The sequence below is a fragment of the Thioalkalivibrio sp. ALMg13-2 genome (assembly GCF_000381185.1).
Taxonomy (GTDB): domain Bacteria; phylum Pseudomonadota; class Gammaproteobacteria; order Ectothiorhodospirales; family Ectothiorhodospiraceae; genus Thioalkalivibrio; species Thioalkalivibrio versutus.
In genome coordinates this window covers 16,645-39,515 of the sequence record NZ_KB906105.1, presented here as the reverse complement: position 1 = coordinate 39,515, position 22,871 = coordinate 16,645, and the positions used below count along the sequence as shown (strand labels likewise).

Sequence of the window (22,871 nt, the reverse complement as noted above, 5' to 3'; positions counted from 1 at the left end):
GGTGGTTACTCGTCGGTCAGATCAATGATCGGGTCGTGCCATTCCAGCTGCGTGAGGTTCAGCTCGAACACGCGGCCGTCGGCCTCGTAGTCGAAGCGCACCGGCACATGGCGCAGTTCGCGGGCGAACCAGGCGGACAGGGCGACATCGCTGTCGTCCGTGCGGCGATCGATGCGGATGGTCTCGACCCGGCCGATCGGGGAGTCCATGGTCTCGCGCCCGGCGTACTCGAAGCGGTATTCGCGCAGGCGGTCGCGTTCCAGGGCCTGGATGGTTTCGCGGTCGCCTTCGCTGGACAGGGCCCCGCTCTCCAGGCGTTGCATCATCAGATACAGCGAGCCGAGGAAGTCCAGGGTCTGCGGCGGCACCTCGAGATCGAAGCGTTCGCCGTTGATGGTGCCGATCGCGCGGTTGGTCTCCCAGTCGAAGCGGGTCTCGACCTTGCGCTCGCGGCGCGGGGTGATCTGCTGGCTGCGCGATTGCACCAGCTGCAAATCGCCGCTTCGGCTGTTCATCAGGGCCTCGCGGCTCAGCTCGAAACGCCCGAGGATGCGCAGGAAACCGGAGACATGGGCGTCCATCGCCATGCGGGTCTGCACGTCTTCGTGATTGAGCGTGATGCGCGCCTTGAGCGTGTTGCCCATGGCGTTGGCCTCGTAACTGGCGGTGTACGGCGGGATCGGGCTCAGATCGCGCTCCGCAGCCGCGGGGGCGGCCAGCAGGGCCAGCAGCAGAGCGATTGCGAGTCGGAACATGGGGGTTCTAGCCGACCGGGTGCGGTGGGCGGCTCCGGGCGTCAGGGCCTGAAACATCGTGGGTGTCCTCGTCGAGTTGCAGCGGCGCCTCAAGCGGCGAGCCGTCGGCCTGCAGGATCCGCCCGGACCACTGAATTTCACCTGAACACACCCGGCGCACGGCCTCGGGGTACAACCGGTGCTCGGCCCGTTGCACGCGGGCGGCCAGGGTGTCGGGCGTGTCGTTGGGGTCGACCGGTACGCGGGCCTGCATGATGACCGGGCCGCCGTCCAGCTCCGGGGTGACAAAGTGCACGCTGGCGCCGTGTTCGGGCTCGCCATCGGCCAGGGCGCGGGCATGGGTATCCAGACCGCGGTACTTCGGCAACAGCGACGGGTGAATGTTCAGCATCCGGCCGGTGAAGCGGTCCACAAAACCGGGGGTCAGGATGCGCATGAAGCCGGCCAGGATGACCAGGTCGGGGGCATAGTCCTCGATGGCGGTGGCCAGGTCGGCGTCAAAGGCCTCGCGCGAGGGGTAGTCGCGGTGGTTCAGTACCCGGTGCGGGATGTGGTGCTGTTCGGCAAAGCCCAGCCCGGCGGCATCCGGGCGGTTGCTGATGACGCCGACGACCTGCGCCGGGATGCGGTCCTGCTCGCAGGCCTCGATCAGTGCGCCGAGGTTGCTTCCACGCCCGGAGATCAGCACCACCAGGCGCTTCGGGGTCGCGGCCGATTGCCCGGCGGGGACGCTCATGCGGCGGCGTAGGAGACGCTTGGCTGGTAGTCCTCGCGTTCCTGGATCACGCCGATCGGCCAGCTGCGGATGCCGGCGCGGGCCAGCTGCGAGCTGGCGGCCTCGACCCGGTCCTCGGGGAGGATCACGGTCATGCCGATGCCGCAGTTGAAGGTGCGCAGCATCTCCTCGTCGGCGATGTCGCCGGCCTGCTGCAGCCACTGGAACACCGGCGGGCGCGCCCAGCTGTCCGGGTCGATGCGCGCCCCCAGGGTATCCGGCAGCACGCGCGGAATATTCTCGGTCAGACCACCGCCGGTGATATGCGCCATCGCGTGCACCGGGAACTGCTGCAGCAGCTCCAGCAGCGGGCGTACGTAGATCCGGGTGGGGGCCATCAGTGCCTCGCCGAGGGAGACCCCGTCGGCGCCCGGCAATGGGGCATCCAGGCTGGCGCCGGAGTGTTCCAGCACGCGGCGGATCAGGGAATAGCCGTTGGAGTGGGGCCCGCTGGCCTCCAGGCCCAGGACCACATCGCCCGCGGTGACCCGGCTGCCGTCGATCAGGGCGGCCTTCTCGGCGATCCCGACCGCGAAGCCGGCCACGTCGTAGTCCTCGCCCTGGTACATCCCGGGCATCTCGGCCGTCTCGCCGCCGATCAGCGCACAACCGGCCTGTTCGCAGCCCTCGGCGATGCCAGTGACCACGTCGGCGGCGATGTCCACGTCCAGGTGGCCGGTGGCGTAGTAGTCGAGGAAGAACAGCGGCTCGGCGCCCTGGACCACGATGTCGTTCACGCACATCGCGACCAGATCGATGCCGATGCTGTCGTGACGACCGGTCTCCTGGGCCAGGCGCAGCTTGGTGCCGACGCCGTCGGTGCCGGAGACCAGAACCGGCTGCTTGTAGCGATCCATCGGCAGCTCGAACAGGGCGCCGAAGCCCCCCAGTCCGGCCATGACGCCGGGACGCCGGGTGCGCGCCGCATGCGGCTTGATGCGTTCGACCAGCTCGGCGCCGGCCTCGATGTCGACACCGGCCTCGCGGTAGGTCAGGCCTGAACGGGATTCGGACATGGGTTCCCCGATGTTTGACGACCGCGCGCCGTGGCGGTCTCGCAGAACCCGGCATGGTAGCGAGCCGGGTGCGGGCGTGCAAAGAAGACGGTCCGGCCCGGGCCGCATTGGGCCGCTTTCCTCAGGGACTTCGGCGCGGTGGCCTGTGGTATTTTGTGGCGCTTGTCGAACAATTGAACGCAACCATGTCACTGCACCCCCGAACGCATTCGCGCCTGGCTATGCTGCTGGGTCTTTTCCTCCTCGTGCTGGCCCCGGCGGCCGCGGTCGATGGCCCGGTGGTGGTGACGGTCACGGCCGAGGACGAGTCCGCGGCCCTGGAGCAGGGCCTGGAACAGGCGCTGGTGCGTCTGGCCGGGCTGCGCTCGGAGCCGGTACTGGAACTGGTCGAGGCGTTGCTGGACGCGCGTGACGACGCGGGCTGGATCGCGGCCCTGGAGCGCCGGCAGCAGGTCGAGGACGATTCCTACCGCCTGGAGTTCGACCGCTTCCGTCTGCGCACCGCGCTGCGCGATGCCGGGGTGCCATCCGTGCTCGGGGAGCGTCCGGGGCTGCTGGTCTGGGCCGTCCATGAGCGGGGCGGGCAGCGCGACCTGCTCGGGGATGCCGTGGACGGTCCGGGCATTCTCTCCGCGCTGGGGGATCTGGCCGCGGCGCGTGACATGCCGCTGTTGTTCCCCCTGGGCGACCTTCAGGACCGCCGCGCGGCCCAGCCGTCCGACATCGTCGGCGGCGTGACCGAGCCGCTGGTGGAGGCGGCGCGTCGCTACGACGCCGATGGCGTCGTGCTGCTGCATGTGCGCGAGACCACGAGCGGGGCGGAGGCGCGGGCGATTGCCGTGCACGATGGCCGCGAGTATCGCAGCGCGGCGAGCGGGGAGAATCCCGGTAGTGCGGCGCACGACGCGGTGGCGCGAGGGCTGGATCAGGTGGCCGAACGCCTGGCGCGGGTGGCGGCCGAGCCGGAATGGCTGCGTCTGGGCTTTGCCGGGGTTCAGGGCTATGGGGCCTTCGAGCGCCTGCGCGCCGAGCTGACGCGGTTGCAGGCGGTGGAGGCCGCGCGTCTGGATTCCCTGGCTGGCGATAGTGTGGTGCTGCAGGTCCGTACTGGACTCGAGCAGGACGATCTGATCGATCTGCTGCGGGGCTCCGGCTTCGCGCGGGCCGAGACGCCCGAGGACGCCGCCGGTGCCGATGCCTGGCTGGACCGGCGCTAATCCGCGCCGGCCTCGGTTCGCGCCCACTTTCATCGAATGTTCCCTCGCCACCAGATCCCCAACGCCGTCACCATTGGCCGGATCGCGCTGATTCCGCCGATCGTGTGGTTGCTGGCGCTGGAGTACTACGTGGTGGCGGTGGTGCTGCTGACGATCGCCGGGCTGAGTGATGCCCTGGATGGCTGGCTGGTGCGGCGCTACGGCTGGCACACGCGGCTCGGGGCCTGGCTGGACCCGGCAGCGGACAAGCTGCTGATGCTGGGGGTCTACGTCGCGGTGACGCTGTCCGGGCTACTGCCGTTGTGGCTGCTGGTGCTGGTGGTCGGGCGGGATGTCTGGCTGACCGTGGGCTCCGCGCTGTACCGGGTGTTCGTGGGCCCGCTGGCCATCCGGCCGCTGCTGATCAGCAAGGTGAACACCTTTTTGCAGATCACGCTGGTGCTGGTCGCCATCGTGAAGGTCGGTCTGCTGGCGCTGGATCCGATCTGGGTGCAACTGCTGGTGATCGTCGTGGCCTTCACCACCGTGGCCAGCGGGCTGGCCTACACCGTGCAATGGGGGTTTTATGCCTGGCGTCACCTGCACGGACACACGAATCCGGCAGGCACCTCGGGGAGGACGCCATGAATCCGGATACCCGCGACCATGTCTGGCCGCTTTCGGCCGCCCCGCTGGCTGCCCTGGTTGGGCTGCTGGTCCTTGGCGGAGCGCTGTACCTGCTGGCGCCCATCCTCACGCCCTTCGTCGCAGCCCTGCTGATCGGCTACCTGTTCAACCCGCTGGTGACCCGGCTGGTGGCGCGCACGGGGCGCTCGCGCACCCTGGCGACCGTGGTGATCTTCTTGCTGGTGATGCTGGGGTTGGCGGCGCTGATCCTGATCCTGATCCCGCTGGCGATCGCCCAGTTCGAGCGGCTTACGCTGGCGATGCCGCAAATCCTCGGCTGGTTCGACGATCAGGTGCGCCCGCGGCTGGAGGATCTGGCCGGGGATTCCCTGCCGCCGCTGGATGCCAGCGCGCTGCAGGGGCTGGTGGCCGACCACTGGCGCGAGGCCGGCGGGCTGGCCGGGGGCGTGCTGCAATGGATCGGCAGCTCGACCGGCGCGCTGGTGCTGGGGGTGCTCAACGTGGTGCTGATCCCGGTGGTGAGCTTCTACCTGCTGCGCGACTGGCCGCGGCTGCTGGACGGCCTGCGGGATCTACTGCCGCAGGCCTGGCGCCCGGCGGTGCTGATCTTCGCCGCGGAGTCGGACGAGACCCTGGGGGCCTTCCTGCGCGGGCAGTTGCTGGTGATGCTGGCGCTGGGCCTGTTCTATGCCGTCACCTTGACCGTGGTGGGCGTGGAGATGGGGCTGGCGATCGGCCTGATCGCGGGGCTGGTGAGCTTCATTCCCTACGTCGGCGTGATCGTTGGCGTGTTGCTGGCCACCGCCGCGGCGCTGGTGCAGGGCGACGGCTGGAGCCTGCTGCTGATCGTGCTGGTGATCTTCGCCATTGCCCAGGTGCTGGAGTCCATGGTCCTGACGCCCTGGCTGGTGGGGGACCGTACCGGGCTGCACCCGGTCGCGGTGATCTTTGCCGTACTGGCGGGCGGCCAGCTGTTCGGGTTCTTCGGCGTGCTGCTGGCGTTGCCGGTGGCGGCGGTCCTGGCCGTGGGTGTGCGCCATACCCTGGCGCACTACCGGCGGCTGAATGCCGGGGATGCGGATACAGGGGGCGGAGGCTCATGACGACGGGGCAGGGGGGCAATGCTGCGCCGCAGCGCCAGCTCCCGCTGGATTTGCGCCTGCGCGACGCCTCGCGCTTTGCCAGCTTCTATCCGGGCGGCAACCGCCTCGCGCGGGACGCGGTGGAGGCCCTCTCGATCGGGACCGGGATGACCGAGCCACAGATTCTGTTGCACGGCCCGGCGGGCCTGGGCAAGACCCATCTGCTGCAGGCCGCCTGCCACCAGGGCCACGAACGCGGCGAGCCCGTGGCCTATCTGCCGCTGGCCGAACTGGTGACCGCGCCGCCGCTGGCGGTGCTGGATGGGCTGGAGCGCGCCCGCCTGGTTGCGCTGGACGATCTCGACGCGGTGGTCGGGCAGGGCGACTGGGACGAGGCCCTGTTCGGGCTGCTGAATCGACTTCGCGATGGCGGCTGCCGGGTGCTGCTGGCAGCCGCGCACGCGCCGGACGGGCTGGGCAGCCGCCTGCCGGATCTGACCTCGCGCCTCGCCTGGGGGCCGGTGTTCCGCATACAGGCGCCGGAGGAGGAGGATCTCAAACGCATCCTCGCCCAGCGCGCGGTGCTGCGCGGGCTGGAGCTGCCGGAGGCGGTGGCCGAATACCTGCTGCGCCACTACCGCCGCGACCTGGTGGCGCTACTGGAGCTGCTGGACCGCCTGGACCTGGCCGCCCTGGCCGAGCAGCGGCGCCTGACCATCCCCTTCGTCCGCGACCAGCTCGCGCGTTTCTGATCGTCACCCCGAAGCGCACGAAGGTACGAAGAAGGGCAACGTCAAGGGCGTTTTTGCTGAAAGGCAGGCATGACGGAAGAAAGGACTTATTGGTTGGCGTCGATCGCCCGGAACGCCGTCGCGGTGTGCAGTGCCCCGCCCATTTCGGTCATCCCGGACACCGCGCAGCGGTGATCCGGGATCTCCCCACGGTGGTTTTCCTGCGCCAGAGATCCCGGCTCTGCGCTGCGCTCCGGCCGGGATGACGGGCAACGGAGGCGGCAGCTCCGAAGGTTCTTGCACCCGTGGCACCCCACCCAGAACCGTCCCTATTTCCTGTGACTTGCCGTTGACCTTGCCCTTCTTCGTGCCTTCGTGCGCTTCGTGGTGGATGGAAAAGTCAGGAAGCCATCTGGCGGGCGCGGCGGGCGTCCAGCTTGACGTAGAGCAGGCAGCCGGCGAACCAGGCGAGGCTGGCGGTGGTCATCAGCACACCGTAGAGCCGGGCGTCCGCCGCGGCGGCCAGCGTGATACCGAGGGTGATGTAGGCCAGCGCCAGCAGGCTGGACCAGGCGTGGGTGTAGCGGCGTCCGTGCAGCATGCCGCGCAGCGGGAACATCAGTGGCAGGACCAGCACGACCAGCGCCACGGCGATCGGAACGATCTCCGGCGGGTCGATCCAGGTCGTCCAGATCAGGATCACGCCCAGCAGGCCGAAGTAGGCGATCAGCGCCAGCGCGCGGGCCGCGAGGATCATGCGTCGTCTCCGGCCTGGAGCCGCAGGGCAATGCGGCCGACGCGTTCGCCCAGCGCGCCGGCAATGCGCTGCTCGTCGCGCGTGACCGGGTGTTCGCCCTGTCCCCCCGCGACGTGGCTGGCGCCATAGGGCGAGCCGCCGCTCGTGGTGGTGCTCAGTTCCGGTACGGTGTAGGGCACGCCCACCCACAGCATCCCCTGGTGGATCAGCGGCATGGCCATGGTCAGCAGGGTGGTCTCCTGCCCGCCGTGCTGGGTAGCCGTGCTGGTGAACAGCCCGAACGGCCGATCCACCAGCCCGCCGCTGGCCCAGAGACCGCTGGTGCCATCAAGGAAGTGTTTCAGCGGCGCGGCCATGTTGCCGAAGCGGGTGGGCGACCCCATCACCAGCCCGGCGCATTCTTCGAGGTCGCGGGTCTCCGCGTAGGGCGGGCCGTCGGCGGGGACCGCCGGGGCGTCGCCGGTGATGTTAGTGCTCACCGGCGGTACGGTGCGCACGCGGGCGACCGCACCGGCGCGCTCCACGCCACTGGCCACGTGGCGGGCCAGTTCTGCCGTCGCCCCATAACGGCTGTAGTACAGCACGAGGATCTCGGGGGCGGCGCTCACGACAGGATCTCCAGGACCTGTTCCGGCGGGCGCCCGATACGGGCGTCGTCGCCGTGGACGAGGATGGGGCGCTCGATCAGTTTCGGGTGCTGGACCATGGTCTGGATCAGCGCCTCGTCGTCCATCTCGGCATCCTTCAGGCCCAGTTCGCGGTATTCCGCCTCGCCGGTGCGCAGAAGGTCGCGTGGCGCAATGCCGAGCTTGTCCACGATCGCGCGCAGGGTGGCCGCGTCCGGCGGGGTCTTCAGGTATTCGACGATCTGCGGTTCCACGCCCTGTTCGCGCAGCAGCGCCAGGGTCGCACGCGACTTGCTGCAGCGCGGGTTGTGGTACAGCGTAGGGGCATCGGACATGAATCCACTCCGGAGGACGACAAATGACGGAGACCAATGATAACCATGCCCGCCGCTGGCGTGTGAGCGGCCAGGTACAGGGCGTGTTCTTCCGCGCGTCCACCCGCGACGAGGCGCAACGCCTGCACCTGACCGGTTATGCCCGCAACGAACCGGACGGCAGCGTCGAGGTGCTGGCCGTGGGTCCGCGCAAGGCACTGGACGCGCTGGAGGAGTGGCTGGCGGACGGCCCGCGTATGGCGCGGGTCGACGCGGTTGAGGCCGAGGAGTTGCCGCCGCCCGACCCGGCGCCGGGAGACTTCTCCACCGGTTGACCCGATGGCGCGTCAGTAGCGCCGCAGCGGGCGGCCCGGTGGCGGAATGACCTGGACGAAGGCACGCACGTCGCGCAGCCGGTGTGGCCCGTCCGAACGAATGCGGGACTCGGCCCCCTGCATCCAGTCGCCGTCCCAGGCGACGCGTGCGGCACCGGTGCGGGAATGGCGCGGCAGGTCGATCAGCAAGAGGCCGTCTTCATAGGCGACGTCGAGCTCGCTGCGATAGCGCTCGGCGTGGACCTCGACGCTGCGGGTCTCGCCACTGGCAAGGGTAAAGCTTGTCGGCTCCAGCGCCCGTTCGCGACCGCCGATGCGCAGGGTCCCGCCGCGCAGGCTGACGCGGATCAGGTCCCCCGGCAGTCCCGCATCGCCGCTGCGGATCGCGGCGACCTGCGCCGCCCGTTCGGCCGCCAGCGCCGCCTCCTGCTCGGCCTCCGCCTGCAGGCGCGCCTCGCGCGCCTTCTGCACCGATTCCCAGGCGCGGATGGCCTCGACACGCTCGGCCTCGCCCATCGTGTCCCACTGTTCCTCGCTTACCCCGTAGATCCGCGGGCTGCAGGCGGCCAGAAGCAGCACCATGGATGCGGCTGCCAAGGGGAGTATTCGATGAAAGGTTTCGGCCATATCGGGTTCCGGTGCAGGGGCGCTGCCGCCAGTCTCTCCGTTCAGGCTGTATCGGGGCTGAACCGGGCTCAGAAGATCAGGTTGATCACGAGCAGCGAGACGACCATGAAGAGCACGGTCATCAGGGAGCCGGCGCGCAGGTAGTCGGCCACGCGGTAGCCGCCGGGGTCCATGATCAGGGCGTTGACCTGGTGGGTGGGCAGGATGAACGAGTTGGAGGCGGCGATCGCGACGATCAGTGCAAAGACCCGCGGATCGGCGTCGATGCCCATGCCCTGGGCGACGCTCGCGAAGCTGACCGCCAGCGGCACCAGCAGCACGGTGGCGCCCACATTCGACATCACCAGCGTGAAGAAGGTGGTCAACAAAAAGACCGCGACCTGCAATACCCAGACCGGCATCCCCTCCAACTGCTGCATGCCGTTGGTCGCGATCCACTCCCCGGCGCCGGAGTTCTCCACCGCAAGCCCCAGCGGGATCAGCGAGGCCAGCAGAAACACCGTCTTCCAGCTGATGCCGCGATAGGCCTCGTCCATGCTGATGACGCCGCTGAAAATCATCCCCAGTGCGCCGCCAAGCAGGGCCAGCGCCAGCGGCAGGTCGGTGAACAGCACGAGCCCCAGCCCCAGCGCGAGCGACCCGAGCGCAGCCAGCGGCCGGTGGGTCTTCGAGGCCTCCTGCTTGCGCCGCGGATAGCGGCTGGTCACCACCACGAAGTCGCGGTTGTCCTCCAGCGCCTGCAGGTGCTCCCATGGGGTATGCACCACCAGCGTGTCACCGGCCTTCAGCGGGGTGTCCGGGACCTCTTCGATGATCAGGTCGTCGCCGCGCTGGATGCGCAGGACCGAGATGCCGTAGGTGCGGCGCATGCCCTTGTCGCGCACGGTCTGTCCGATCAGCTCCGAGCCGGGCGGCACGATGACCTCGGCGATCCCGCCATGGCGGGCCGACAGCACGCGCGCAAACACATCCAGCTCGTCCTTGAGGACGGTCCCGGTACTGTCGCAGGTCTTCTCGATGGTGGTGACCGGTCCGAGGATGGCCAGGTGCGCCCCGTGCTTCAGTTCCACGTCGCGGTTGGGCTCGATGCGGGTCTCGTCATCGCTGGTCACGCCGACGACGTGTACGCCAAAGGCCGCTTCGAAATCGCCCACCGTGCGTCCGGCCAGCGAGCTGTCCTCGCCCAGGCGCGCCTCGCGCACGCCGAAGTCCATGCCATAGACCTCGCGGAACCAGGCGGAAGTGGTCTGCACCCGGCTCTCGTCCGGGTCTTCCGTCTGCGGATCGCGGGCGGGCAGAACCCATTTCCCGAGCACCGCGAAGTACAGGATCAGGGTGGCCAGCAGAGCCAGCCCGATGGGCGTCACGTCGAAGAGGCCAAAGCCCTCGACATCCCCGGGTAGCAGGTCGTTGAGCAGGATCAACGGGCTGGAGGCGACCAGTGTGAGTGTGCCCCCGACGATCGCGGCAAAACCCATCGGCATCAGCAGGCGCGAGCGCGGGATGCGGGCGGCAGCACCAATGCGATTGATCACCGGCATGAACAGCGCGGCCGCGCCGATGTTCTGCATGAAGCTGGTCACGATGCCCACGGCGCCCGAGGTGGTCGCCATCACCCGGCGTTCCGTCTTCCCACCAAACCGCAGGATCAGGTCCGCCAGGCGGTTCATCACTCCGGAGCGGTCCAGCCCCGTGCCGATGATCATCACCGCGATGATCGCGATGACCGCGTTCGAGGCAAAGCCGGAGAAGAGCGCCTCGCCCTCGACGATCGGCGCGACCCCCGGCACCAGCGCGACCATCCCCAGCAGGAACAGCACACTCAGCGCCGCCAGGTCGATCCGGATCACCTCGGTCACGAACAGCAGGATCGTCAGCCCCAGCAGGCCGAACACGATCCCCATCTCCAGCGTGAAGCTTATGTTTTCCACTGCAGTTAGCGACCGCCGCGCACGACGCGGTTCCTGTTCAATGTTTCATGGGAGTGCATGGCGCGGCCGCTACCTTCGTTCAAGCGACGTGCGGGCGAACTTCCTGGTCGAGCCGATTGCCCAGCGCCTGTTGAGCGCACGCCAGCTCGTAGTGGTCCTGAAGATTCATCCAGAACTCGGGCGAGGTGCCGAAGTATCGGCCCAGACGAAGGGCTGTGTCGGCGGTGATGGCTCGCTTGCCGCGAACGATCTCGTTGATCCGGCGGGGTGGGACGCTGATATCCAGCGCCAGGCGGTACTGGCTGATCCCTGTCTCTTCCAGGAATTCGGCCAAGTGGTCCCCTGGATGGATCGGGTTATGCGAATTTTCATGATTCATGGTCGCCTCCAGCGTCCCGCCTATCGGTGATAGTCCACGATCTCGACGTTGTATGCATGACCGTCGTGCCATTCAAAACAGATCCGCCATTGCGCGTTGATGCGGATGCTGTACTGGCCCGCCCGGTTTCCCTTGAGCCGTTCCAGGTGGTGCGACGGCGGAACCTTCAGGTCGTCCAGTTGGGTGGCGGCATGGATGCGGGCCAGCCGCATCCGCGCGCGGCGTACGATATCGGCCGAGCCCCGTCGTATAAAAGCTAGTGGGGTTGGTGCTCCATTTTTCCCGATCCTGCGTTGCGCCGCTTGCCGGTAGAACCACTACCGGGCTGCACGCCGCGCCTGGCCTCGGAAAAAATGGAGCACCAACGCGAGCGCGTACATCGCTCAGCGTCTCCCTGGGTAGCTCCTGATCATGCACTGACATTAACGCGGTGCGTTAATAGTCCGCAAGGCCCACGTATTTTTGGCCGAGCCTAGCCCCGCAGGCGTTCGCGCAGGGCGTCGATCAGGTTGTCGAGTGGCAGGTGTTCGGCCTCGGGGTCGCGGCGGTCCTGGTATTCGAGTTCGCCGGCGTCCAGGCCGCGCTCGCCGATGACGATGCGGTGCGGGATGCCGATCAGCTCCATGTCGGCGAACATCACGCCAGGGCGCTGTCCGCGGTCGTCCAGCAGGACCTCGAAGCCGGCTGCCTGCAGGTCGTCGTGGAGCTTCTCCGCTGCCTCGCGCACGCGCTGGGATTTCTTCGCGCCGATCGGGCACAGCGCGATATCGAAGGGCGCGATGGCGGTGGGCCAGCAGATGCCGCGCTCGTCGGAGTTCTGCTCGATGGCCGCCGCCACGACGCGCGAGACGCCGATGCCATAGCAGCCCATGGTCACGACCTGTTCGCGGCCGTCCTCGTCCAGCACGCGGGCGCCCAGGGCCTGGCTGTACTTGTCGCCCAGCTGGAAGATGTGGCCGACCTCGATGCCGCGACGGATTTCGATGGGACCGGAGCCGTCGGGGGCCGGTTCGCCCTCGGTGATGTTGCGCAGGTCCGCGCTCTCCGGTTGCGGCAGGTCGCGGCCCCAGTTCACGCCGGTCAGGTGATGGCCGTCTTCGTTGGCGCCGACCACGAAGTCGGCCATGCCCAGCATCGCCTGGTCGGCCAGCATCGGGATCGGGCTGCCCACCGGGCCCAGCGAGCCGGGGTCGGCGCCGAATGCGGTGCGGATCTCGGCCGCCTCGGCCATGCGCAGCGGTTCGGCGATCCAGGGGTGCTTCTCGGCCTTGACCGCGTTCAGTTCGTGGTCGCCGCGCAGCACGATGGCGACCAGGTCGGCGTCGATCTCTTCGGAGGCGGCGACCACCAGGGTCTTTACCGTCTGCTCGGTCGGGATGTTCAGGAACCCCGCCAGCTCGTCGATGGTGTGCACGTCGGGTGTGGCGATCTTCGCCATCTCCGTGCCGGGTGCCGGGGCCGGGTCCGGCTGAGGGCAGGGGGCCAGTTCGACGTTGGCGGCGAAGCCGGCCGGGGAGAAGGCGATGGCGTCCTCGCCGGAGCTGGCGAGGACGTGAAATTCGTGCGACGCATTGCCGCCGATGGCGCCGGTGTCGGCCTCCACCGCGCGGAAGTCCAGCCCGCAGCGTTCGAAGATGCGGGTGTAGGCGGCGTGCATCTGGCGGTAGGTCTCGGCCAGCGAGTCGCCGTCGATGTGGAACGAGTAGGCGTCCTTCATCAGGAACTCGCGCGCGCGCATGATCCCGAAGCGCGGGCGGCGCTCGTCGCGGAACTTGGTCTGGATCTGGTAGTAGTTGATCGGCAGCTGGCGGTAGCTGCGGACCTCGCGGCGTACCAGGTCCGTGATGACCTCCTCGTGGGTCGGCCCGAAGCAGAAGTCGCGGTCGTGGCGGTCCTTCAGGCGCAGCAGCTCGGCGCCGTAGAAGTCCCAGCGCCCGGATTCCTGCCACAGCTCGGCGGGCTGCACCGCCGGCATCAGCACCTCCAGCGCCCCGGCGCGGTTCATTTCCTCGCGCACGATGCCCTCGACCCGGCGCAGCACGCGCAGCCCCAGTGGCAGCCAGGTGTACAGCCCGGAGGCCAGCCGGCGGATGTAGCCGGCGCGCAGCATCAGCTGGTGGGAGATGATCTCGGCGTCGGCCGGGGTTTCCTTCAGGGTGTTCAGCGGGAATTGCGAGACGCGCATCGGGGGCAGTCCGTGGTTGATGGCTGGAAAGGGTTCAGAACGTGGTGCCGTTGGTGCCCCAGAAGTGGCGCGGGGCATCGGCGAATTCGATATAGACGCGGGCGGGTTCGATACCCAGCTCCGCCTGCAGGGCGTCGCACAGCTTGCGCGACAGCTCGCGGGTCAGGCCCTCGGGCAGGCCGATGCTCTTGAGCTCGCAGTAGGCGAGCGCATCGGTACTGCCGCCAAAGCACATGGCCGGATTATGCGTGCAGGCCACCATCACGTAGCCCTCGGGCTTGCCCAGCCAGTCGGCGACCTGCGCGGACAGGCGCTGGCTGAGGCCGGTGGCATCGTCCGGCAGGGCGGTATTGGTCTCGACTCGCAGCAGCGGCATGGCGTCCTCCAGATCTTGTGTGGTTCCCGGATCGGTCGCCATGATACGGGGAGCGCGGGTGCGCTGCAGCGTCCCGGCGAGTCGCCGGGGTGGGTGAAACCCTTGTCAGGGTGGCTATACTCGCTGCGAGGGAGCGGACCGGTCGCGGGAGGATGCGCCCGGATTGCGTTCAGCATCAGGAAATAATAAATTAGAAAAAGCTAATATATGGAGCCGGGACGAGTGCGAGACGGCCCATCCCCGGCGACCTCACCAAGCAAGGAAAGACCCCATGACACGAATCCGGATGCGCCACACCCTGTGGGCCCTGCTGCTGTTGCCGTTTGCGGCCCAGGCGGAGCTGCCGTTCGACACGGCCACCGCGGAACGCCAGACGATTGCCCAGGAACGCATCCTGGATGGCCGCGTCGAGGCGGTGCAGCGGTCCACGATCTCCGCCCAGACGTCCGGGCGCATCCGCGAGATCTACGCGGACGTGGATGACTTCGTCGAGGTCGACGAGCTCCTGGTTCGGGTCAGCGATACCGAGCAGCAGGCTCGTGTGAGCCAGGCAGAGGGCGATCTGGCCGACGCCCGCGCCCGCTTCAACGAGGCGCGTTCGGAGTTCGACCGGATTGAGGATGTGTTCGAGCGGGGGGTGGTCTCGCGCTCCGAGTTCGACCGCGCCGAGGCCGCGCTGGGTTCGGCGCGTGCCCGCCTGCGCTCGGCCGAAGGCCGGGTCGAGGAGGCCCGCGAGCAGCTCGGCTACACCGAGGTGTATGCGCCGTACTCCGGGATCGTCACCGAGCGTCATGTCGAGGTCGGCGAATCGGTCAGCCCGGGTTCACCGCTGCTGTCCGGGATCAGCCTGGATCAGTTGCGCGTTGCCGTGGATGTGCCGCAGCGCCTGATCCACAACGTGCGCGAGCGGCGCAGTGCCGAGGTCCTGCTGAACGGGGACCGGGTGGCGGCCGAGAGTCTGACTATCTTCCCCTATGCCGATCCGGCCAGCTCCACCTTCCGGATTCGCGTGAACCTGCCGGAGCAGCAGGATCTGGGCCTGTTCCCCGGCATGTTCGTGAAGACCGCCTTCGTGGTGGAGGACGTTGAACGCCTGCTGGTGCCGGTGGAGGCCGTGGTCTATCGCAGCGAGGTTATTGCCGTGTACGTCGTCGATGAGGACGATCGGGTCGCGTTCCGCCAGGTGCGGGTCGGGCGCCAGCATGACGGCATGATCGAGATCCTCGGCGGTCTGGACGACGATGAACGCGTGGCGCTGGATCCGGTGCATGCGCAGATCTATCTGAAGGAACATCAGCAGGTGAACCGATGAGCGATGCCGGCACGGAGGGGGCGTCCGAGCGCATGGGGATCTCCGGGCGCATTGCCAAGGCCTTCCTGACTACCCAGATCACCCCGCTGCTGGCCCTGATCGGTCTGCTGCTGGGGTTGTTCGCGATCCTGGTCACGCCGCGCGAGGAAGAGCCGCAGATCAACGTGACCATGGCCGATGTGTTCATCCCGTTCCCGGGGGCGAGCGCGCAGGAGGTGGCCCAGCTGGTGGCCACGCCGGCCGAACAGGTGCTCTCGGAGATCGAGGGCATCGACGACATCTATTCGACCTCGCGCCCGAACATGGCGCAGATCACCATCCAGTTCGAGGTCGGCGAGGATCGCACCGCGGCCCTGGTGCGCCTGTACAACCAGGTGTTCTCCAACCAGGACTGGCTGCCCCAGGGGCTGGGGGTCGGCGAGCCGATCATCAAGCCGATGGGGATCGACGACGTGCCGATCGTCAACGTGACCCTGTGGACCGAGGACCCCGAGCGCGGCGGGCATGACCTGCTGCGCGTGGCGCACGGCATCGAGGCCGAGCTCAAGCGGGTGCCGGGCACCCGCGACATCTACACCGTCGGTGGACCCGATCACGTGGTGCATGTGCGCTTCAAGCCGGAGACCCTGGCGGCCCACAACCTGTCGGTGGACGACCTGCGCGACAGCCTTCAGGCCTCGAACTTCTCGCGCGATGCTGGCCGGCTGTACCAGGACGACGAGGAAATCCTGATCCAGGCCGGCGACTTCATCACCGAGCCCGAGGCCTTCGCCAGCCTGGTGGTCGGGATGCACGAGGATCGCCCGGTCTACCTGTCGGATGTTGCCGAGGTGGTACAGGGTCCGGCCTATGCCACCGAGCATGTGCGCTTTGCCCATGGCGCCGCCGCGGGGGATCGCGCGCGCCTGGGTGATAGCCATCCGGCGGTCACGGTGGCGATCGCGAAGCAGCCGGGGACCAATGCCCCGGATATCGCCGATGCCCTGGTCGAGCGGCTGGAGCAGTTGCGCGGGACCTACATCCCGGACGGCATCGAGACGACCATTACCCGCAATTACGGCCAGACCGCGGACGACAAGGCCAACACGCTGATCCAGAAGCTGATCCTGGCAACCGCCTCGGTGGTCATCCTGGTGTGGATCGCGCTGGGCTGGCGCGAGGCGTTTATCGTTGGCGTGGCGGTGGTGATCACCCTGGCGATCACGCTGTTTGCCTCCTGGGCCTACGGCTTCACGCTTAACCGGGTGTCGCTGTTCGCGCTGATCTTCTCCATCGGGATACTGGTGGATGACGCCATCGTCGTGGTCGAGAACATCCACCGGCACATGGCCAAGGGCGGCAAAAAGTTCATCGAGGCGATTCCGCTCGCGGTGGACGAGGTGGGCGGACCGACGATCCTCGCGACCTTTGCGGTGATTGCGGCACTGTTGCCGATGGCCTTCGTGACCGGCCTGATGGGCCCGTACATGAGCCCGATCCCGATCAACGCCTCGATGGGGATGATCATCTCGCTGGCGGTGGCCTACGTAGTCACGCCCTGGCTGACCTACAAGGTCCTGCGTCGCCAGGCCGAGAAGCACGAGCATGCCGCGCCGGCCAGTGGTGGTCATGGCGCGGAGGGCGAGAGCGCCTCGGCCGGGCTGATGAAGCTCTTCAACACCCTGCTGCTGCCCTTCCTTGGTGCTGGCGGACGCAAGAAGGTCAACCGCCTGGCGCTGTGGGTGGGCACCCTGGTGCTGATCCTGGCCTCGGTGTCGCTGGCGTACTTCCAGCTGGTGGTCATGAAGATGCTGCCGTTCGACGACAAGTCGGAGTTCCAGGTGGTGCTGGACATGCCGGAAGGGACCAGCCTGGAACGGACCTCCCGCGTGCTGGCGGAGATGGGGGACTACCTGAAGACGGTCCCCGAGGTGCACAACGTGCAGACCTACGCGGGCACCGCGGCGCCGATCAACTTCAACGGCCTGGTGCGTCAGTACTACCTGCGCGAGGGCTCGCACGTCGGCGACATTCAGGTGAACCTGGTCGATTCCTACGAGCGCGATCGCAAGAGCCACGCGGTGGCCCTCGGCGTGCGCGAGGCGATCAACGCGATCGCCGATCGGCATGGCGCGGCGGTCAAGGTGGTCGAGGTCCCGCCGGGGCCGCCGGTGATGTCGCCGATCGTCGCCGAGATCTACGGACCGGACTACGACGGCCAGATCGAGATCGCCCGGCAGGTGCGCGAGCGTTTCGAGAACACCGATGGCCTTACCGATATCGACGACTCGGTCGAGTATCCGGGGCAGAAGAAGATCCTGCAGGTCGACCGCGAACGCGCCGCGCGCCTGGGTGTGTCGCAACAGGCGGTGGTGCAGGCGATCGAGACCGCCCTGTCGGGTGAGGACGTGACCTATCTCTACGGCTCCAACGTAAAGTACGCGGTGCCCGTGCGCCTGGAGTTCGAGCAGGCCGAGAAGGGCAGCCTGGACCCGGTGCTCGGGCTCAAGGTGCGCTCGCGCGACGGCACGCTGGTGCCGCTGTCCGAGGTCGTCAACGTCGTCGATTCGAGTCTCGAGCACTCGATTCACCACAAGAACCTGCTGCCGGTGGTCTACGTGATGGGCGACCTGGCCGGCGGGCTGGATAGCCCGCTGTACGGCATGTTCGACATGTTCTTCGGCCTGCGCGACCAGCCCATGGCCTACGACGAGCCGCTGGAGCAGCTGTTCATCAGTCAGCCGGACAATCCCTACAACTTCTCGCTGAAGTGGGACGGCGAGTGGCAGGTGACCTACGAGACCTTCCGCGACATGGGGATCGCCTACTCGGTGGGGCTGCTACTGATCTACCTGCTGGTGGTGGCGCAGTTCCGCTCGTACATGGTGCCGCTGATCATCATGGCGCCGATCCCGCTGACTGTGATCGGGGTGATGCCGGGGCATGCCTTCATGGATGCCTTCTTCATGGACGCCAAGTTCACCGCAACCTCGATGATCGGGATGATCGCGCTGGCCGGGATCATCGTGCGCAACTCCATCCTGCTGGTGGACTTCATCAACGAGGAGATTCGCCGCGGCGTGGATGTGATCGAGGCGGTGGTGCACGCCGGCGCGGTGCGCGCCAAGCCGATCGTGCTGACCGGCCTGGCGGCGATGGTCGGGGCCGGGTTCATCCTCGACGACCCGATCTTCTCCGGCCTGGCGATCTCGCTGATCTTCGGCGTGTTCGTCTCCACGCTGCTGACGCTGGTGATCATCCCGGTGCTGTACTACCTGTACGTGCGCACCCGGGTCGACCTGATCCGCGCCCAGACGGCCTAAGCCATACCGGCCATCGCGAGGAGCGCAGCGACGTGGCGATCTCCGTGGGCGGCCCCGACGTCAGCCCGGTCGGACGTCGGGGGTTTCGTTGGGAGATTGCCACGGCCCCTTCGGGGCCTCGCAATGACGTGGCTGGAGTCCGGCGTTTTCGCCATCGGTGCGTGACCGGCTACAATCGGCGCCATCTAACCGAATGGGAGTCGCTCGATGGATGTCGAGATGGGAGAGAACGGCCTGAATGTCCTCGGAATCAGCCGTGAGCAGTGCGCCACCCTGGTCGAGGTGCTGAAAGCCAGCGAGGACCAGCGCTTCATGGAGGACCCTGAACTGCGCAAGCTGTTCAAGCTGCTGGCCGTACTGCAGAGCGATCTGTGGGACGACATGACCGCCGGGGAATTCGACTTTACCCCCTACAAGAAACAGTAGCGTTCACTGGCGTCGCTCCAGGCGCCTGCACCGGAGCCGTCCATGCCCGACAATGATTCCCGCCGGCCGTCCAATTTCGTGATCGGCAATATCTTCCTTGGTGCTGCCGCCATCATGCTGTTTTTCTTCGTGACGCTCTGGGAGGTCCTCGGGGTGTTCGCGCTGCTCATGTGGATGGGGCTGGCCGCCATCGGGGTCTACTTCATCGTGAAAGACAAGGACATCAACCCGGGCGGCCCGCCGAACTGACCCGTTGCATTCGTTACAGCCAACGGCCGTGAACCCGGCCCCGGCATCGCCGGGGCTGGCGCGTTTGCGGGGCGAGTTTCTCGAGTCCCTGGCCCAGCGGGTTGCGGAACTGGAGCGGCTGTCCCGGGCCCTCGACGGTTCGGCCCAGGATGGCGACCGGCTGACCACGCTGTACCGCGAGGCCCAGACCCTGGCGCAGGCCGCCCAGATTTTCGATATCGGTTTGATTCGCGCGGTGGCTGAATCGCTGTGTGCCGCCCTGGCCGGCGTTCGTCGTGCCCCGGCCGGGCCGGATCGCGACCTGATCCATGCCGGGGTTCGGCGCCTCGCGATGAGTGTTGAGGCCTACCGACAGCGTGCGCGTCCGGTCGCGCAGGCCCGCATGCAGCCCTTGGGCGGGCGCCCGGCCGAAACGCGGGTGTGCCTGATCGACGACGGTGGCGAGGCCGGCGACGAGATCGCTCGCATGCTCGACGAGCAGGGCTTTCGCGTGACGCGGGGTGAAATGGGTGGCACTGGGACCGATAGTGCCCCTGAGGACGCCCCTTTATCCGCCGTGGTGCTGTGCGCCGATACCGTGGCCACGGACGGTGGCGGGTTGCCCGGCTTGGGGGCCGCGTTGGGTAGCGGTCTGCCGGTGCTGGCTGTTGCGCGCAGCTGGAGTTCCGGGGCGCGACTCGAATGCGTGCGCCAAGGCGTGGCGCGTTGTCTCGATCATCCGCTGGCCACGGACACCCTGATCGAGCAGTTGATGCAGATCGGCGGCCTGATCGTCGATTCGGACTACCGCGTGCTGCTGGTCAAGAATGATGCGGCCGACGGCGGCCTCGAGTCGTACCTGACTGGCGCCGGTCTGGGTGTAGCCACCGCTTCCGATCCGGAGGTCGTCCGACGTCATCTGCGCGAGGCCGGCGCGGATGTGGTCGTCTTGGATCTGGAGGGGCTAGCCGAACCGGTGGAGTCGTTTGTCGCGTTGCTGCGCACCCGGGACAATGGTGGCGCGATCCCGCTGCTTCTTTTGACCGAGGATCCCAGTCGGATCAATCACCTGATGACGTTGCATCCAGGGGTTGCCGGGGTGTTCCTGAAGCCGGTGGAGCCGGCGCGAGTCGCGGCAACCATCACCGCGCGGGCGCGCCAGATGCGCCAGATTGACGGGGTCAGCCAGGCCTATCGGGATGCGCTGTACGAGCGCGAGCGCGAGCACGTGGCGGTCAACGAGCACTCCCTGGTCAGCATCGCCGATATCGCCGGCAATATCATCTACGCCAACGAGCGGTTCGCGCGGGTGAGCGGCTACGCCGTGTCCGAGCTTATGGGGTGCAACCACCGGATCCTGAAGTCCGGGCAACATCCGCCGGAGTTCTACGCCGACTTGTGGGAGACCATTGCCGCCGGCCAGATCTGGCGGGGCGAGGTGTGCAACCGGGCGCGCAGTGGATCGCTGTACTGGGTGGAGACCACCATCGTCCCGTATCTCGGAAGCAACGGTCGTCCCTACCAGTACGCGTCGATTCGCACCGAGATCACCCACGTGAAGCATCAGGAGCACCGCCTGCGTTCGAGCCAGACCTTCGCCAACATGGGGACCTGGGAGTGGGCGCCGAACCGCGAGGCGCTGGGCTGGTCGGAGCGCATCCCGCCGCTTCTGGGCTATCCCGAGGGCGGGCTGGAGCCGACGGTCTCCAATTTCTTGGATGCCGTGCATCCCGATGATCGCGCCCGGGTACGCACCGCCATCGCCAGCAGCCTACGCCGCGGTTCCTACCTCGAGCTGGAACACCGGGTGATGTGGCCGGATGGGTCGGAACACTGGCTGCTGGAACGTGGCGACGTGGTGCGCGGCCAGGACGGCGAGATCCTGTACATGCTGGGCGTGATGCAGGACATCACCAAGCGCAAGAATTCCGAGCTGGCGCTGTCCGACCTGTCCACCCGCCTGCTGGAGTCGCAACGGCTCGCGCGTATCGGCAACTGGGAGATGGATGCGCTTGATGGGCGGATCACCTGGTCCCGGGTGCTCCGCGAGATCTTCGAGCTGGATGCCGAAGACGCGCCGCTCGAACGTGACGACTACCTGAACCTGGTTCACCCGGAGGACCGCCATCAGGTCGAGAGCTTCCTGGCTGGCGTCGGCGAGAGTCGGCACCACGAGATCAACCACCGGGTGGAGCTGCCCGGCGGACGCATCCGCTTTGTCCACATGATCGCGAGCGGACGCTTCGATAGCGACGGCCGATTGACGCACGTCGGCGGAAGCTTGCAGGACATCACCGAGCTGCACCAGGCGCAGGAACACCTGGCGTTGTTCCAGCGCATCTTCGAAGCCTCCGAACAGGGGATCGAGGTGGTGGATCGCGAAGGCCGCTTCGTCTACGTCAATCTGGCTGCTCTGGAGATGCTGGGCTACCGTTCGGAGGAGTTGCTGGGCCGGGATTTCCACGAGCTGGGGATCATCCCGGCGGAGAACAAAAAGGAGGAGCAAGAGATCGACCAGGTGCTGGCCGAGGGCGGGGCCTGGACGGGCAAGCTGCCCCAGCGCTGTGCCAACGGGGCCGTGTTTATTACGGCCAGCACGATCGGCGTGGTGCGCGATGCCCGCGGGGAGCCGCAATACGGCTTCAACATCTTCAGTGATTTTACCGACGAATTGCGCCGTCGCTCGGAGCTCCATCGGGCCCGCGAGACGGCCGAGGCGGCCAACCGCGCCAAATCCGACTTCCTTTCCAACATGAGCCACGAACTGCGCACGCCGATGAATGCCGTTCTCGGCTTTGCCCAGTTGCTGGAGAGCGATCCGGCGCTGGATGGACACCAGCGTGGCCACCTGGAGGAGATCACGCGCGCGGGCCGGCACCTGCTGGACCTGATCAACGAGATCCTGGACCTGGCCCGGATCGAGGCCGGTCGCATGCAGGTCGATCCGGAGCCGGTGGCGCCGGGTCCGGTGCTGGAGGACTGCCTTTCGTTGCTTGCGCCTGTGGCGCGCGAGTATCGGGTGGAGCTGGAGCCGGATCAGTTGCCCGAAGTCATGCTGGAGGCCGATCCGCGGCGTCTGAAGCAGGTGCTCCTGAACTTGCTCTCCAACGCGATCAAGTACAACCGGCCAGGCGGAAGCGTACGCGTGAGCTGCGAGCCGTCAGAGGCCGATGTGCGGATCGCCATCCACGACAGCGGGCCGGGGCTGAACGCGGAGCAGTGCCGGCGGTTGTTCCAGCCGTTCGAACGGCTGGCGGCGGAGGAGCAAGGGATCGAGGGCAGCGGTGTCGGGCTTGCGGTTACCCGCAATCTGGTCGACCTGATGGGGGGCGAGATCGGGGTCGACAGCGTGCCGGGAGAGGGCAGTACCTTCTGGTTCCGTCTGCCCCGGGCCCGTGACCGGATGCCGTCCGGCACCGGGGACGATGCGGCACTGCCCGGCGGCTCCGGCGCGCCGGGCGACTGCCGCGTGCTTTGCATTGAGGACCACGATGCCAACCAGCGTCTGATGCGCGAGATGCTCAAACAGCAGGGCGCGGCCGACTGCCGCATGGCGGAATCCGCCGCCGAGGGACTCGACATGGCCCTGCGGGATCCGCCCGAGCTGATCCTGCTGGACCTGAACCTGCCGGTGATGGATGGGTTTCAGGTGCTGCGCGCGTTGCGGGCCGAGCCGGAGCTGGCCGCGATCCCGGTAATTGCGGTGACCGCCGATGCCACGGATGCCACGCGCCAGCGGGCCGAACAGGCCGGTTTCAACGACCTGTTGACCAAGCCGATCGGTGCGAGTGACCTCCTGCGGGCGCTGGATCACTGCCGCGCGAGTCGCCCGGACGGTTGACCCCGCGAGGGGGTGCGCCGCGCACGCCG

At 67.6% G+C, this 22,871-nt stretch carries 22 protein-coding genes; 10 read left to right on the top strand and 12 right to left on the bottom strand.

The annotated features are described in order from the left end of the window. Positions 1-5: 5 nt before the first annotated feature. The 3 genes from F618_RS0105730 to purM are packed head-to-tail and all read right to left on the bottom strand — an operon-like array spanning position 6 to position 2,546. Positions 6-755: a DUF3108 domain-containing protein gene (locus tag F618_RS0105730; RefSeq protein ID WP_018176048.1), complete on the bottom strand. Its 750-nt coding sequence runs from the start codon at positions 753-755 to the stop codon at positions 6-8. 7 nt (positions 756-762) lie between these two features. Continuing rightward, positions 763-1,491, bottom strand: a complete 729-nt coding sequence (gene purN, locus F618_RS0105725; protein WP_018649763.1) for a phosphoribosylglycinamide formyltransferase — start codon at positions 1,489-1,491, stop codon at positions 763-765. Further along, a complete protein-coding gene (gene purM / locus F618_RS0105720) occupies positions 1,488-2,546 on the bottom strand; it encodes a phosphoribosylformylglycinamidine cyclo-ligase (protein ID WP_019568013.1) in 1,059 nt (352 codons plus the stop codon). Before purM ends, purN begins: the two co-directional genes overlap by 4 nt. A gap of 185 nt (positions 2,547-2,731) precedes the next feature. On the opposite strand from purM, the gene F618_RS0105715 reads away from it, so the two are divergent. The 4 genes from F618_RS0105715 to hda are packed head-to-tail and all read left to right on the top strand — an operon-like array spanning position 2,732 to position 6,224. Next, entirely contained in the window at positions 2,732-3,763 is a 1,032-nt protein-coding gene (locus F618_RS0105715) for a DUF2066 domain-containing protein (protein ID WP_026331163.1), read from the top strand. Positions 3,764-3,799: 36 nt separating this feature from the next. Next, positions 3,800-4,390, top strand: a complete 591-nt coding sequence (locus F618_RS0105710) for a CDP-alcohol phosphatidyltransferase family protein (RefSeq protein WP_018168483.1) — start codon at positions 3,800-3,802, stop codon at positions 4,388-4,390. Further along, complete coding sequence (locus tag F618_RS0105705; protein WP_019568011.1) at positions 4,387-5,493, top strand: AI-2E family transporter; 1,107 nt, start codon at positions 4,387-4,389, stop codon at positions 5,491-5,493. Before F618_RS0105710 ends, F618_RS0105705 begins: the two co-directional genes overlap by 4 nt. Continuing rightward, the gene (gene hda / locus F618_RS0105700) at positions 5,490-6,224 is read left to right on the top strand and encodes a DnaA regulatory inactivator Hda (protein ID WP_019563473.1); all 735 of its coding nucleotides are present in this window, start codon (positions 5,490-5,492) and stop codon (positions 6,222-6,224) included. Before F618_RS0105705 ends, hda begins: the two co-directional genes overlap by 4 nt. Before the next feature lie 379 nt (positions 6,225-6,603). On the opposite strand, the gene F618_RS0105695 is transcribed toward hda, so the two are convergent. From F618_RS0105695 to arsC, 3 genes are read right to left on the bottom strand one after another with little or no spacing between them, the layout of a single operon-like run. After that, complete coding sequence (locus F618_RS0105695) at positions 6,604-6,960, bottom strand: DUF2069 domain-containing protein (protein WP_018143910.1); 357 nt, start codon at positions 6,958-6,960, stop codon at positions 6,604-6,606. Next, positions 6,957-7,568, bottom strand: a complete 612-nt coding sequence (gene wrbA / locus F618_RS0105690) for an NAD(P)H:quinone oxidoreductase (protein ID WP_018168488.1) — start codon at positions 7,566-7,568, stop codon at positions 6,957-6,959. The genes F618_RS0105695 and wrbA overlap by 4 nt, the downstream gene beginning before the upstream one ends. Then, positions 7,565-7,921, bottom strand: a complete 357-nt coding sequence (gene arsC, locus F618_RS0105685) for an arsenate reductase (glutaredoxin) (RefSeq protein WP_018143908.1) — start codon at positions 7,919-7,921, stop codon at positions 7,565-7,567. The genes wrbA and arsC overlap by 4 nt, the downstream gene beginning before the upstream one ends. Before the next feature lie 23 nt (positions 7,922-7,944). Between arsC and F618_RS0105680 the strand changes: the two genes are divergently transcribed. Next, the gene (locus tag F618_RS0105680; RefSeq protein WP_018649769.1) at positions 7,945-8,235 is read left to right on the top strand and encodes an acylphosphatase; all 291 of its coding nucleotides are present in this window, start codon (positions 7,945-7,947) and stop codon (positions 8,233-8,235) included. Positions 8,236-8,247: 12 nt separating this feature from the next. On the opposite strand, the gene F618_RS0105675 is transcribed toward F618_RS0105680, so the two are convergent. The 6 genes from F618_RS0105675 to F618_RS0105650 form a co-directional block, all read right to left on the bottom strand. Further along, a complete protein-coding gene (locus tag F618_RS0105675) occupies positions 8,248-8,862 on the bottom strand; it encodes a hypothetical protein (protein WP_019563472.1) in 615 nt (204 codons plus the stop codon). Between the two features lie 68 nt (positions 8,863-8,930). Next, positions 8,931-10,793: an SLC13 family permease gene (locus F618_RS0105670; RefSeq protein ID WP_019568010.1), complete on the bottom strand. Its 1,863-nt coding sequence runs from the start codon at positions 10,791-10,793 to the stop codon at positions 8,931-8,933. Positions 10,794-10,872: 79 nt separating this feature from the next. Beyond that, a complete protein-coding gene (locus tag F618_RS0105665) occupies positions 10,873-11,172 on the bottom strand; it encodes a HigA family addiction module antitoxin (RefSeq protein WP_018649772.1) in 300 nt (99 codons plus the stop codon). Positions 11,173-11,192: 20 nt separating this feature from the next. Further along, positions 11,193-11,459, bottom strand: coding sequence for a type II toxin-antitoxin system RelE/ParE family toxin (locus tag F618_RS0105660; protein WP_081620862.1), 267 nt, complete (start codon positions 11,457-11,459; stop codon positions 11,193-11,195). A 185-nt stretch (positions 11,460-11,644) separates the two neighbouring features. Continuing rightward, the gene (locus tag F618_RS0105655; protein WP_019568008.1) at positions 11,645-13,357 is read right to left on the bottom strand and encodes a proline--tRNA ligase; all 1,713 of its coding nucleotides are present in this window, start codon (positions 13,355-13,357) and stop codon (positions 11,645-11,647) included. 34 nt (positions 13,358-13,391) lie between these two features. Then, on the bottom strand, positions 13,392-13,733 hold the full coding sequence (locus F618_RS0105650; protein ID WP_018649775.1) for a phenylpyruvate tautomerase MIF-related protein: 342 nt from the start codon (positions 13,731-13,733) through the stop codon (positions 13,392-13,394). A 286-nt stretch (positions 13,734-14,019) separates the two neighbouring features. Here F618_RS0105650 and F618_RS0105645 point away from each other — a divergent pair, with 286 nt between their 5' ends. The 5 genes from F618_RS0105645 to F618_RS0105625 all read left to right on the top strand — a co-directional run bounded on the left by F618_RS0105645 (position 14,020) and on the right by F618_RS0105625 (position 22,842). Beyond that, positions 14,020-15,045, top strand: coding sequence for an efflux RND transporter periplasmic adaptor subunit (locus F618_RS0105645; RefSeq protein ID WP_019563469.1), 1,026 nt, complete (start codon positions 14,020-14,022; stop codon positions 15,043-15,045). Next, complete coding sequence (locus F618_RS0105640) at positions 15,042-18,347, top strand: efflux RND transporter permease subunit (protein WP_019568007.1); 3,306 nt, start codon at positions 15,042-15,044, stop codon at positions 18,345-18,347. Before F618_RS0105645 ends, F618_RS0105640 begins: the two co-directional genes overlap by 4 nt. 207 nt (positions 18,348-18,554) lie before the next feature. After that, positions 18,555-18,773, top strand: coding sequence for a hypothetical protein (locus tag F618_RS0105635; protein ID WP_018143900.1), 219 nt, complete (start codon positions 18,555-18,557; stop codon positions 18,771-18,773). A 42-nt stretch (positions 18,774-18,815) separates the two neighbouring features. Then, the gene (locus tag F618_RS0105630; RefSeq protein ID WP_018143899.1) at positions 18,816-19,022 is read left to right on the top strand and encodes a hypothetical protein; all 207 of its coding nucleotides are present in this window, start codon (positions 18,816-18,818) and stop codon (positions 19,020-19,022) included. 28 nt (positions 19,023-19,050) lie between these two features. Continuing rightward, positions 19,051-22,842 carry a PAS domain-containing protein gene (locus F618_RS0105625; protein WP_019563467.1) on the top strand — a complete coding sequence of 1,264 codons (3,792 nt, stop codon included), beginning with the start codon at positions 19,051-19,053 and terminating at the stop codon, positions 22,840-22,842. Positions 22,843-22,871: the final 29 nt, after the last annotated feature.

Bases quoted from the DNA above. Each gene is read 5' to 3' on its own strand.
- F618_RS0105730 (WP_018176048.1), bottom strand. From the start codon at position 755: ATGTTCCGACTCGCAATCGCTCTGCTGCTGGCCCTGCTGGCCGCCCCC.
- purN (WP_018649763.1), bottom strand. From the start codon at position 1,491: ATGAGCGTCCCCGCCGGGCAATCGGCCGCGACCCCGAAGCGCCTGGTG.
- purM (WP_019568013.1), bottom strand. From the start codon at position 2,546: ATGTCCGAATCCCGTTCAGGCCTGACCTACCGCGAGGCCGGTGTCGAC.
- F618_RS0105715 (WP_026331163.1), top strand. From the start codon at position 2,732: ATGTCACTGCACCCCCGAACGCATTCGCGCCTGGCTATGCTGCTGGGT.
- F618_RS0105710 (WP_018168483.1), top strand. From the start codon at position 3,800: ATGTTCCCTCGCCACCAGATCCCCAACGCCGTCACCATTGGCCGGATC.
- F618_RS0105705 (WP_019568011.1), top strand. From the start codon at position 4,387: ATGAATCCGGATACCCGCGACCATGTCTGGCCGCTTTCGGCCGCCCCG.
- hda (WP_019563473.1), top strand. From the start codon at position 5,490: ATGACGACGGGGCAGGGGGGCAATGCTGCGCCGCAGCGCCAGCTCCCG.
- F618_RS0105695 (WP_018143910.1), bottom strand. From the start codon at position 6,960: ATGATCCTCGCGGCCCGCGCGCTGGCGCTGATCGCCTACTTCGGCCTG.
- arsC (WP_018143908.1), bottom strand. From the start codon at position 7,921: ATGTCCGATGCCCCTACGCTGTACCACAACCCGCGCTGCAGCAAGTCG.
- F618_RS0105680 (WP_018649769.1), top strand. From the start codon at position 7,945: ATGACGGAGACCAATGATAACCATGCCCGCCGCTGGCGTGTGAGCGGC.
- F618_RS0105675 (WP_019563472.1), bottom strand. From the start codon at position 8,862: ATGGCCGAAACCTTTCATCGAATACTCCCCTTGGCAGCCGCATCCATG.
- F618_RS0105665 (WP_018649772.1), bottom strand. From the start codon at position 11,172: ATGAATCATGAAAATTCGCATAACCCGATCCATCCAGGGGACCACTTG.
- F618_RS0105655 (WP_019568008.1), bottom strand. From the start codon at position 13,357: ATGCGCGTCTCGCAATTCCCGCTGAACACCCTGAAGGAAACCCCGGCC.
- F618_RS0105650 (WP_018649775.1), bottom strand. From the start codon at position 13,733: ATGCCGCTGCTGCGAGTCGAGACCAATACCGCCCTGCCGGACGATGCC.
- F618_RS0105645 (WP_019563469.1), top strand. From the start codon at position 14,020: ATGCGCCACACCCTGTGGGCCCTGCTGCTGTTGCCGTTTGCGGCCCAG.
- F618_RS0105640 (WP_019568007.1), top strand. From the start codon at position 15,042: ATGAGCGATGCCGGCACGGAGGGGGCGTCCGAGCGCATGGGGATCTCC.
- F618_RS0105635 (WP_018143900.1), top strand. From the start codon at position 18,555: ATGGATGTCGAGATGGGAGAGAACGGCCTGAATGTCCTCGGAATCAGC.
- F618_RS0105630 (WP_018143899.1), top strand. From the start codon at position 18,816: ATGCCCGACAATGATTCCCGCCGGCCGTCCAATTTCGTGATCGGCAAT.